Source organism: Pinirhizobacter sp. (assembly GCF_035317885.1).
Classification (GTDB): domain Bacteria; phylum Pseudomonadota; class Gammaproteobacteria; order Xanthomonadales; family Rhodanobacteraceae; genus Pinirhizobacter.
Genome location: NZ_DATHFX010000355.1, coordinates 1 through 11,259, shown reverse-complemented (window position 1 = coordinate 11,259; position 11,259 = coordinate 1). Strand labels below are relative to the sequence as shown.

The 11,259-nt window shown below is 65.8% G+C and carries 10 protein-coding genes and 1 pseudogene; 4 read left to right on the top strand and 7 right to left on the bottom strand.

What is annotated here, in order from left to right; all coding sequences use genetic code 11:
• Positions 1-365 precede the first annotated feature (365 nt).
• The 4 genes from cgtA to VK519_RS11715 all read right to left on the bottom strand — a co-directional run bounded on the left by cgtA (position 366) and on the right by VK519_RS11715 (position 2,941).
• Entirely contained in the window at positions 366-1,433 is a 1,068-nt protein-coding gene (gene cgtA, locus VK519_RS11730; protein WP_324349983.1) for an Obg family GTPase CgtA, read from the bottom strand.
• An 85-nt stretch (positions 1,434-1,518) separates the two neighbouring features.
• Positions 1,519-1,776, bottom strand: coding sequence for a 50S ribosomal protein L27 (gene rpmA, locus VK519_RS11725; protein WP_324349982.1), 258 nt, complete (start codon positions 1,774-1,776; stop codon positions 1,519-1,521).
• Positions 1,777-1,796: 20 nt separating this feature from the next.
• A complete protein-coding gene (gene rplU / locus VK519_RS11720) occupies positions 1,797-2,111 on the bottom strand; it encodes a 50S ribosomal protein L21 (RefSeq protein WP_324349980.1) in 315 nt (104 codons plus the stop codon).
• Positions 2,112-2,209: 98 nt separating this feature from the next.
• Positions 2,210-2,941, bottom strand: a complete 732-nt coding sequence (locus tag VK519_RS11715; RefSeq protein WP_324349978.1) for a DUF2059 domain-containing protein — start codon at positions 2,939-2,941, stop codon at positions 2,210-2,212.
• Between the two features lie 142 nt (positions 2,942-3,083).
• Between VK519_RS11715 and uvrA the strand changes: the two genes are divergently transcribed.
• The 4 genes from uvrA (at position 3,084) to VK519_RS11695 (ending at position 8,790) form a co-directional block, all read left to right on the top strand.
• Positions 3,084-6,023 carry an excinuclease ABC subunit UvrA gene (uvrA, locus tag VK519_RS11710; RefSeq protein ID WP_324349976.1) on the top strand — a complete coding sequence of 980 codons (2,940 nt, stop codon included), beginning with the start codon at positions 3,084-3,086 and terminating at the stop codon, positions 6,021-6,023.
• Positions 6,020-6,454, top strand: coding sequence for an acyl-CoA thioesterase (locus VK519_RS11705; RefSeq protein WP_324349975.1), 435 nt, complete (start codon positions 6,020-6,022; stop codon positions 6,452-6,454). Before uvrA ends, VK519_RS11705 begins: the two co-directional genes overlap by 4 nt.
• A 63-nt stretch (positions 6,455-6,517) precedes the next feature.
• Positions 6,518-7,978 (top strand): DUF4139 domain-containing protein, encoded by a 1,461-nt coding sequence (locus VK519_RS11700; RefSeq protein WP_324349973.1) that lies wholly within the window; start codon positions 6,518-6,520, stop codon positions 7,976-7,978.
• A gap of 53 nt (positions 7,979-8,031) precedes the next feature.
• On the top strand, positions 8,032-8,790 hold the full coding sequence (locus tag VK519_RS11695; protein ID WP_324349972.1) for an enoyl-CoA hydratase/isomerase family protein: 759 nt from the start codon (positions 8,032-8,034) through the stop codon (positions 8,788-8,790).
• On the opposite strand, the gene VK519_RS11690 is transcribed toward VK519_RS11695, so the two are convergent.
• The 3 genes and pseudogenes from VK519_RS11690 to VK519_RS11680 form a co-directional block, all read right to left on the bottom strand.
• Positions 8,787-9,626, bottom strand: a complete 840-nt coding sequence (locus VK519_RS11690; protein WP_324349971.1) for a sulfurtransferase — start codon at positions 9,624-9,626, stop codon at positions 8,787-8,789. The two genes, VK519_RS11695 and VK519_RS11690, sit on opposite strands and share 4 nt — an antisense overlap.
• Positions 9,623-10,407, bottom strand: a pseudogene (locus VK519_RS11685) (DUF1289 domain-containing protein). The gene VK519_RS11690 and the pseudogene VK519_RS11685 overlap by 4 nt, the downstream one beginning before the upstream one ends.
• 38 nt (positions 10,408-10,445) lie before the next feature.
• On the bottom strand, positions 10,446-11,168 hold the full coding sequence (locus tag VK519_RS11680) for an FKBP-type peptidyl-prolyl cis-trans isomerase (RefSeq protein WP_324349969.1): 723 nt from the start codon (positions 11,166-11,168) through the stop codon (positions 10,446-10,448).
• Between the last annotated feature and the right edge of the window lie 91 nt (positions 11,169-11,259).

Here is an 11,259-nt window from a genome sequence, read left to right as displayed (position 1 = left end):
GAACGCAGCTGTCGCGAGCATGCAGGAGCCCATGGCGGTTCCCCGCACTCTCTCCACGCCACCTCGGACTACCGAGGAGCCGGAGAGCCGCGGAGCCGGGGGCGGCCACCCTCGTCAGCGACTTGTGGAACCGAGCGTTGCGGGCGGATCAGGCCCGCAGGGGGCCGACCTCGGTCGGCCGTTTTCGCGAAGGCCGCAGGCCGCCTCGAAAACCCCCGCGGGCAGCGCGGGCGCGAAGGGGCGCAGCCATATAAAACACTGCCGCGCAGCGGCCTCACTACCCGAGCACCGGTGGAACCGGAGCGACGAGGGTGACCGCCCCCGGCTCCGCGGCTCTCCGGCTCCTCGACCACGCCCGAGCGCCGTCAGCCTTCCTCGCGCATGCGAACGTCGGAGGAGGCCTCGTCGGCGTCGCGGGCTGCGGCGCGGGCGGCGTCGAAGAACTGCTGCACTTTCTGGCAGACGTCCCAGGTGCCTTCGCGGGAGATGGCCGAGATGAGGAACCAGGGGTCCTTCCACTCCAGGCGTTCGACGATCTCTTTGGCGCGTGTCTGGCGCTTGTCCTCGTCGAGGACGTCGGCCTTGTTCATGACCAGCCAGCGCGGGCGCTCGAGGAGTTCGGGATTGAACTTGGCCAGTTCCTGCTCGATGGCCCTGACCTGCTCCACGGCGTCGCCGCCGTCGATCGGGGCGATGTCCACCACGTGCAGCAACAGGCTGGTGCGCGAGACGTGGCGCAGGAACTGAATGCCCAGGCCCGCGCCGTCGGCGGCGCCTTCGATCAGGCCCGGGATGTCTGCCACCACAAAGCTTTGGTCGGTGCCGATACGCACGACGCCCAGGTTCGGGTGCAATGTCGTGAAGGGATAGTCCGCCACGCGCGGCGTCGCCGCCGACACGGCGCGGATGAAGGTGGACTTGCCGGCATTGGGGAAGCCCAGCAGGCCCACGTCCGCCAGCAGCTTCAGTTCCAGCTTCAGCTCGCGCATGTCGCCGGGGGTGCCCGGGGTGGACTTGCGCGGCGCACGGTTCACCGAACTCTTGAAGTGGATGTTGCCCAGGCCGCCGCGGCCACCCTCGGCCACCAGCAGGCGCTGGCCTTTGACGGTGAGGTCGCCAATGATCTCGTCGGTGTCGACGTTGGTCACCACGGTACCCACCGGCACGCGGATGTCGGTATCTTCGCCGCCCTTGCCGTACATCTGGCTGCCCATGCCGTTCTGCCCGCGCTGGGCGCGGAAGGCGCGCTGGTGGCGAAAATCGACCAGGGTATTGAGCCCCTCGTCGGCCACCAGCCAGACCGAGCCGCCACCGCCGCCGTCACCACCGTCGGGGCCGCCGAAAGGAATGAACTTTTCGCGGCGGAAGCTGATGCAGCCGTTGCCGCCGTCCCCGGCAATGACCTTGATGATGGCTTCGTCGACGAATTTCATGATGGAAAGCAACCTAAAAGTGGAAAGGCCAGAAACGAAAAGCCCCGCCGGTGGGCGGGGCCATCGCTTCGAAGCCGGCGGCGATTTACGCCGTGACGACGTCGACGAACTTGCGACCCTTTTCACCACGCGTCTTGAACGCGACGGTGCCATCGACCAGGGCGAACAGGGTGTGGTCGCGGCCGAGGCCGACACCGACACCTGCGTGGAACTTGGTACCGCGCTGGCGGACGATGATGTTGCCGGCTTCGACAGCCTGGCCACCGTAGATCTTCACGCCCAGGTACTTCGGGTTCGAGTCGCGACCGTTGCGGCTGGAACCTACGCCTTTCTTATGTGCCATGACTTAATTCCTCCGGCCGATCAGGCAGTGATGCCAGTGATCTCGATTTCGGTGTAATGCTGACGATGTCCCTGCTGCTTCTTGTGGTGCTTGCGGCGGCGGAACTTGATGATGCGGATCTTGTCGTGGCGGCCGTGGGCGCGCACCTTGGCGGTGACGACGGCACCGGCGACGACCGGGGCACCAACGGTGATGGAATCGCCTTCGCCCACCAGGAGGACCTGGTCGAAGTTGATCGTACCGTCGACTTCGGCGTCGAGCAGCTCCACGCGCAGGATCTCGCCCTGCATCACGCGGTATTGCTTGCCGCCAGTCTTGATGACTGCGTAACTCATGGAAAAAGCCCTTGTGTAGTTCTTATTTGGGTGCTGCGAACCGGCGACTATACAGGACCGTGCGCGGGAGGGTCAACAACCCGACTGTTTTTAGAGGCTTAGGTGCCGCTGGCAGGGGTGGAAGATCCGGACGAATCGGTCTTTTTCGCCGGTTTTTTCGCCGGGGCCTTGGCCGGCGCCTTGGTCGAGGCCGGGCTTGTCGGCTTGGCAGTCGACTTGGCCGGTGCCTTGGAGGCCGGTTTCTTGGTTGATTTCTTGTGGCTGGAAGCCTTGCGGGCAGGCTCCGGCCCCGAGGCAACCTCCGGCGGCACCATGCCGGGCTTTTCCTTGGTGCCCGGGCACTGGCCGCTGGTGTCGAGCTGGCCCTTGGCCTTCAGTTCCCCTACTAGCTGGTCGCGGCGTTTTTCGCCCCATTCGCGGGTGACCTTCACGTTCTCGGCGAATACCTCGGGCATCTGGGCGATCACCTTCTGGCCCAGGGGGGAGCGATAGAACTTCAGCAGCCCGTCGATTTCTTCCCCGGTGAAATGCTTCTGGTAGGCCGGGATCATGGCGTCGAGCAATTCCTGCCGGTTGCCGTCGTTGATGAAGCCCGACCACACGTCGTCGCCGATGCAGGGGCGGTGGGCCTTCATTGCCGTGGCCATCTGCTGGTTCATGTCGTTGAGGCTTTGCGGCACGCCCATCAGCACGATCAGGTCGTGTACCTGGGTGGCGGTCGCCGGGACCCCGGACGATACCGGGGCAGGCGCGGCAACGGGGGCGCCGGTGGCGACCCAGGAGAACATGGCCAGGGCAAGGCCCGGGATCAAACGCAACGCCGCACGCATGGGGCCTTTCCTCCGGCACGAAGTCAGCAAATACAAGGCGCCGGAGTGTAGACCACCCGCCCAGGGCGGACATTAAATTCTCCTTCGACGGAACGTGCACCGCTGCTTGCTATCATGGGGTTTTCTCCCCATCTAAGGCGTCATGGATACCATCCGCATACGCGGCGCCCGCACGCACAACCTCAAGAACATCGACCTGGACCTCCCGCGCGACAAGTTGATCGTGATCACGGGATTGTCCGGCTCGGGTAAATCCTCGCTGGCCTTCGACACCATCTATGCCGAAGGCCAGCGTCGTTACGTGGAGTCGCTTTCCGCGTATGCCCGGCAATTCCTGTCGATGATGGAAAAACCCGACGTCGATCATATCGAGGGCCTTTCGCCGGCCATTTCGATCGAACAGAAATCGACCTCGCACAACCCGCGTTCCACTGTGGGCACCATCACCGAGGTCTACGACTACCTGCGCCTGCTCTATGCACGCGTGGGCACGCCGCGCTGCCCCGACCATGGCATCGCACTGGAAGCGCAGACGGTGAGCCAGATGGTGGACAACACCCTGGCCCTGGACGCCGACACCCGCTGGATGCTGCTGGCCCCGGTGATCCGCGACCGCAAGGGCGAACACGTGCAGGTGTTCGAGCAGATGCGCGCCCAGGGTTTCGTCCGTGCACGCGTGGACGGCGTGGTGTACGACCTCGACGCCGTTCCGCCGCTCACCCTGCGCCAGAAGCACACCATCGAAGCGGTGATCGATCGCTTCAAGCCGCGCGCGGACATCAAGCAGCGCCTGGCTGAGTCGTTCGAAACCGCGCTTCGCCTGGGCGACGGCATCGCCATCGTGGTCAACATGGACAACGCCAAGGCGCCCGAGCAGTTGTATTCCTCGCGGTTTTCCTGCCCGCTGTGCGACTACTCGCTTCCGGAGCTCGAGCCACGGCTGTTCTCGTTCAACTCACCCACCGGTGCCTGCCCCAGCTGCGACGGCCTGGGCGTCACCCAGGTATTTGACGCATCGCGCGTGGTGGGCCACCCGGAGCTGAGCCTTGCCGGTGGCGCCATCCGCGGCTGGGACCGTCGCAACGCGCACTATTTCCAGCTGATCATGTCGCTGGCCAAGCACTATGGCTTCGATCCGGACGAACCGTGGCAGGGCCTTCCAGCCAAGGCCAAACAGGCCGTGCTGCATGGCTCGGGCAAGGATGTGATCGCCTTCCGCTACCTCACCGAGCGTGGCGGTAAGGTTACCCGCGAACATCGTTTCGAAGGGATCCTGCCCAACCTTGAGCGCCGCTACAAGGAAACCGAATCAGCCGCGGTGCGCGAGGAACTGGCCAAGTACATCAGCGACCATCCCTGCCCCGATTGCGGCGGCCAGCGCCTGAACCGTTCGGCGCGCAATGTGTTCGTAGCCGACCAGCCGTTGCCGGCGATCACCGCGCTGCCGATCGACGACTCGCTCAAATTCTTCGGCACGCTAAAACTCACCGGCTGGCGCAACGAGATCGCGGTGAAGATCGTCAAGGAGATCGCCGAGCGTCTGACGTTCTTGAATGACGTGGGCCTGAATTACCTCACGCTCGATCGCCAGGCCGACTCGCTCTCCGGCGGCGAGGCGCAGCGCATCCGCCTGGCCAGCCAGATCGGCGCGGGCCTGGTGGGCGTGATGTACGTGCTGGACGAACCCTCCATCGGCCTGCACCAGCGCGACAACGAGCGCCTGCTGGGCACGCTCACGCGCCTTCGCGACCTCGGTAACACGGTGATCGTGGTCGAACACGATGAAGATGCCATCCGCGCCGCCGACCACGTGCTGGACATTGGTCCGGGCGCGGGTGTGCACGGCGGAGAGATCGTCGCCCAGGGCACCCTTGACGACCTGCTGAACTCGCCGCGCTCGGTCACCGGCCAATACCTTTCGGGCAAGCGCGGCATCGCGGTTCCCGAAAAGCGGCGCCAGGCCAAGGACGACTACTGGCTGGCGCTGCGTGGCGCTACCGGCAACAACCTCAAGGGCGTGGACCTTGAAATTCCCACCGGCGCGTTCACCTGCATTACAGGCGTATCGGGCTCGGGCAAGTCAACGCTGGTGAACGACACACTGTTCGCCCTGGCCGCCGCCGAGCTCAATGGCTCGTCGATACAGCCCGCGCCGTACGAATCGATCGAGGGCCTGGAACTGTTCGACAAGGTCGTGGACATCGACCAGTCGCCGATCGGCCGCACGCCGCGTTCGAACCCGGCCACCTATTCGGGCCTGTTCACCCCGTTGCGGGAATTGTTCGCCCAGGTGCCTGAATCACGCGCCCGCGGCTACCAGCCCGGCCGCTTCAGCTTCAACGTGCGCGGCGGACGTTGCGAGGCCTGCGAAGGCGACGGCATGATCAAGGTGGAGATGCACTTCCTGCCCGATGTGTACGTGCCATGCGACGTGTGCCACGGCAAGCGCTACAACCGCGAAACGCTGGAGATCCACTACAAGGGCCACACCATCGCCGACGTGCTGGCGATGACGGTGGAGGACGCATTGAAGCTGTTCGAGCCGGTGCCGGTGATCGCGCGCAAGCTCGAGACACTGCGCGCGGTGGGCCTTGACTACATCAAGCTCGGACAGAGCGCGACCACCCTCTCCGGCGGTGAGGCGCAGCGCGTGAAGCTGTCCAAGGAACTGTCCAAGCGGGATACCGGCAGCACGCTGTACATCCTGGACGAGCCCACCACGGGCCTGCACTTCCACGACATCGAACAATTGCTGGACGTGCTGCACCAGCTGGTGGAACAGGGCAACACCGTGGTGGTGATCGAGCACAACCTGGATGTGATCAAGACAGCCGACTGGGTGGTCGACCTTGGCCCTGAGGGTGGCGCCGGCGGTGGCCGCATCCTGGTCAACGGTACGCCCGAGACCGTGGCGGCCACACCGTCGTCGCATACAGGTCGATTCCTGAAATCGCACCTGACGACGCGGGCCACGCCGGCAGCGGCCAGGAAAACTGGCAAGGCCGCCGTCAGCAAGGGCGCCGCCACGGGCAAGGCCGCCACAACAAAGCAAACGGCTGAGAAGAAAAGGAAGACCGCGTGACCGACGTTGCCGCGGACGACACTCCGGGCCTTCTCCACCGCGCGGTGATCGGGGTGCGCTGGCGGGACCTCGACGCCTTCAACCACGTCAACAATTCCAGCTACCTCACCTACCTTGAAGAAGCCCGCCTGCAATGGCTGCGCCATGTGCCGGGCTGGTACGACGACAACGCCGTGCCGGTGCTGGGGGCAAGTTCGCTCAACTACCGCGCACCGATCCAGTGGCCCGCGGAACTGGCGGTAGAGCTTTACTGCGAACGGCTCGGCAACAGCTCGCTCACCATCGCCCACCGCATCGTCGACGCCGCCGACCGCCATCTCCTGTACAGCGACGGCAATGTGGTACTGGTATGGATGAACCCGCACGACGGCAAACCGGTGCCGTTGCCGGCAGCCATTCGGAAGGCGGGCGAGCGCACGCTGGTCGACTGACCGTTCCTTTTGTTCATGGTCGGTCGTTATGATCGGCGGACCCGCCACGAATGGAGTTCGTCCGTGATCAAGCGATCGCTTGCCTGCCTGCTCGGCTTTCTCGCAGCCTCCCCGGCGGCGTTCGCCGCCGACGGCGTGAACCTCACGATCTATCGCGCCGACGGCGCAGAACTGTTCGGTGTCCAGGCCAACGGACCGGTGCAGGACGGCTACGCCGTGGTACACGAAAAGCGGGACATCGCGCTCACCGGCGGCACCCAGGACATCGTGCTGGGCGGCTTCCCCTATTTCCTCGACACCGAAGCATTGTCCCTGCGCTTTTCCGGCAAGGCACGCGTCGCCTCGCAGCGGCTGACGTCGGCTGCCGGCGGCAACGCCACCCTGGCGGCCATGGTGGGCAAGCAGGTGACCGTGATCGGTACCACCGGCCAGCCCATCGCGGCCGGGACCCTGTTACGCGCAGGCGACGGCTTGCAGATGCGTGACGGAACAGGCAACACCATCGTGGTCCGGGATTTTTCCGCCGTGGCATCGCAAGGTAATTTCCCCGACACCGGCGCCACCCTCACCGTGCGCGTGGCCGACGGCAGCGCCGGCAACGATGCCGCCGCGCTCGATTACCCCACCCAGGGCCTGGGCTGGCGCGCCTCCTACATCGGCACGCTCGCGGCCGGCGGCTCTTGCCGCATGAGTTTCCAGGCACGCGCCAGCGTCGCCAACCGCAGCGGCCGCGACTGGACCAATGCCCAGGTCAAGCTGGTAGCTGGATCGCCGAATATGGAGAAGCCCGTCGCCTATGCCGCCGCGCCAGCCCCGATGGTGCGCGACAAATTGTTTATGATGAACGCGCCAAGCATCGACCTGCGCCAGCAGACCCTCGGCGACTACCGCACCTACACTTTGCCCGGCGCTGTATCGCTGCCCGACGGCAGCATCAGCCAGGTGCCGCTTTACGCCACGCGCGACGTGGCCTGCGAGCGCGAGAGCGTCTACGAGTTGCCCGGCACGGGCTTCCAGCCGGGCCAGCCGATGGTCAACCGTGCCTTCAGCCTGGGCGATAGCCAGGAAGTGGCGAGCAAACTTCGCTTCGACGCCTTCGACACGCTGCCTGCCGGTTACCTGCGCGTGCTCACCGTCGACCGCGACGGCAATGCCGAACTCTTGGGCGAGACGCGCATGGCCGACACCCCCAAGGGCGAGAAGGCCAATGTTTTGCTGGGCAATGCGATCGACCTGCGTGGCAAGAACGAGTTGACGACTTTCAATGTCGACCAGGCCGCACACCACATGGATGAAGGCCGTCGGATCACCCTGAGCAATGGCGGCGACGAGGTGAAGGCGGTCACGGTGATCGCCCATCCCTATCGCTGGACCCACTGGAAGCTCGCTTCGTCATCGGCAAAGCCCACCAAGCAGACGCCGGACACGCTGGAGTTCCGCGTGGACGTGCCTGCCAATGGCAAGGCCACCCTGGACTACGCAGTGACCTATGCCTGGACGGCCGCCGACGCCCCGGCGCGTTAACCGGTATCCACCCTCAGCCATCAACGACCGACCGTACGCAAAGGACCCGCCCCATGCTCGACATCCTTCCCCAAGACGACGGCATCATCGAAATCCGCCTGGCGCGGCCGCCGGTCAACGCGCTGAACGTCGAACTGGTGCGGCTGCTGCGCCAGACGATCGAACAATGCCCGGCGCAGGGAACCCAGGGCATCGTGCTGTCGGGCACGCAGGGCATGTTCTCCGCCGGCGTGGACGTACCTTCGCTGCTCGGCGCCGACCGTGCCACGGTGCGCGAGTACTGGCGGGAATTCTTCCTGCTTTGCGGGGCCCTGGCGAACTCGCCGCTGCCGCTGGTGGCGGCCGTCACCGGACACAGCCCCGCTGGCGGCGCGGTGCTGGCATTGTTCTGCGACTACCGCGTGATGGCGCACGGGCCCTATCGCATCGGCCTCAACGAGGTACAGGTTGGCTTGTCGGTACCTGACGCGATCCAGGTTGCGCTGCGTCGCGTGGTGGGCCCCTATCGCGCCGAACGCCTTCTGGTGGCCGGAGCCATGCTCGATGCCGAGCAGGCGCTGGCCGTGGGCTTCGTTGACGAACTCTCCGGCCTGGAACAGGTCAATACCCGCGCCCACGTCTGGCTGCGGGAACTCCTCGCCCTCCCCCGCCAGGCCATGCTCCGCACACGCGCACTGGCGCGTGCGGATCTTGCCGCTACCTTCGCCGATGTCGACGCCCTGCCACTGGATGGGTTCCTTGATGATTTCTTCAGCGAGGAAACACAGGCCACGCTTGCAGCGCTGGTCGCACGCCTGAAGGGGCCGCGCTAACCGCGCGCGACGGGCCGGTCCGGGTCGCTCGACCAGCCGCTCCACGACGGCGCGAACAGGCGTGAGCCTTCCAGGCCCGCCTGGGCCATCGCCAGCACGTTGTGGCAGGCCGTGACACCCGATCCGCACATGTGCACCACGTCACCCGGGTGGCGGTTTCCCAACAACGTTTCGAACGACTGGCGCAGTTCCGCGGAAGTGCGCCAGCGCCCATCGATGAGGTTCTGGTCGAAGGGGCGGTTCAGCGCGCCTGGCACGTGGCCGGCGACCGCATCGATGGGTTCAACCTCGCCCAGGTAACGCGGGCGGGCGCGGGCATCCACCAGCACGGCGTGGTTCTCCGCCATCAGGTGGGTAAGTTCGTCGGCATCCACCAGCAGGTCCGTGTCGAAGGCGATATCCAAGTGGGTGTCCGCAGGCTTCGGGATATCGGTGGACAAGGGTTGCCCCGCCGCCGTCCAGGCCTGGATCCCGCCATCAAGCACGGAGGCCGGTACTCGGGCCATCACCAGCAGCCACCACAGGCGCGCCGCTGCCAACGCGCCGCCTGCCCCGTCGTAAGCCACCACGTGCCGGCCCGGCAGCCAGCCCCACGCCGACAGGCGCGCGGCAAACTGGGCGGCCGCCGGCAGCGGATGCCGGCCTGCATGCGCGGCATCCGAGCCATGGTCGGAAAGGTCGCGATCAAGGTGGGCATAGACCGCGCCGGGCAGGTGGCCGGCCCGGTAGGCGGCCTCGCCCGCCGCGGGATCGGCCAGCTCGAAGCGGCAGTCAACGAAGAGTGGGCTGTGCAGGCCGGCCGCGGTGCCGGCATCGATCACGGGTGCAATGCTCATGCGTGGCCCATCCGTCGTAGCAGGTTCAGCACAATGGCCGCCGTCGCACCCCAGATGCGATGGCCGGCATGGACGAATTCAACCATGTCCCGCCGGTGGCCACGATAGTCCATGGTATAGCGGCGCAGGTTCGCAGGATCCACCAGGAAGTCCAGGGGCACCTCGAAGATCTCCGCCACTTCGCCCGGCGCTGGATGCAACCGCGCGGCGGCGTCGATCCGCGCCACCACCGGCGTGATCACGAAGCCACTGATGGTTTCGTACCGATCGAGGAAACCCAATGGCCGAACGGCCGTTCGGTGCAGGCCGATTTCCTCTTCGGCTTCGCGCAGGGCGGCGTCCACCACGTTGGCATCGCCCTCATCGACGCGTCCACCGGGAAGCGCCACTTGTCCGGCGTGATCGCTCAAGGTGTGCGTACGCACGGTGAGCACCAGGCGCTGCTGGCGATCGTCGCGGAAGCCCAGCATCACCGCCGCCGGCGCGCGCGGCGACTCGCCCAGGAGGTCGGCCATATCGGCGTGGTTCCATCCTGGACCTGCCGGCGGCGCATCCAGCGGAAGCAGCGCGCGCGCCAGTGAATCGCGGTCGCCGTCCATCAGTGCGTTTCCCGCGAGGGCAATATGTTGTCCATCAGATGGCGGCGCTCGCCATCGCTCATGCTGCGCCAGCGCGCTATCTCGTCGCCCGTGCGCAGGCAGCCTTCGCAAAGGCCACGCGCATCGAGCCGGCAAATGCCGGTGCAGGGTGAAAGAATGGCTGGCGCGAGGGAGTCGGTCATCGACCGTGAATAATATCGCGTTTCGCCTAAAGGCGCGCTTACTGCTTGATTTGCAGCAATTCGATCTCGAAAACGAGGGCTTCGTTCGGGCCGATGCGCGGCAACTCACCCCGCTCGCCATAGGCCAGCGATGCGGGGATCACCACGCGCCAGGTGTCGCCCACCTGCATGCGGGGAATGACATCCTGCCAGCCGCGGATCACCTGGTTCACGGTGAAAGTCACCGGGTTGCCATGCGCCCATGAACTGTCGAATTCCGTACCGTCGACCAGCGCGCCGCGGTAATTCACCGTGACGGTACTGTCCACGCGGGGATGCACGCCACCGGCGCCGTTCTTGATCACCGCATACTGGATACCCGAAGGCAGGGTGACCACGCCCGGCTGCGCCTTGTTGCGCGCCAGGTACTGCGCGCTTTTGCGGGCGTTGTCCTGGCCGATGCGCTGGAACTCGGCCAATGCATCGTTGTGCTGGCGGGTGTCGTAGGCGATCAGCTGGTCGTGCATCTGCTGCATCGGCACGGTGGGATTGCGCTTGGCGTAGCCATCCTGCAACGCGCGCACCAGCGTGGCGATGTCGATATCCGGGCTGCCGGCGCGGGCGAACTGCGCACCGATCTGATAGCCGATGGCATAGGACAACTTGCCCTTCTCAATCGCGGTGGCCGGTGGTGCCGGCGCTGCCTTCGATGCGGCTTGCTGGGCGTGCACGGGGGCCATCCCCAATACCAGGCAAGGCAGCAACCAACGCAGTCGTGACATTCGAACCTCCACTCTCGCCCTTGGGGGCGACGGCACAGCATAAGCGATCCGTCGATGGTCTTGGAAAGCTTAGGCGCCGGAAGGTTCCCGC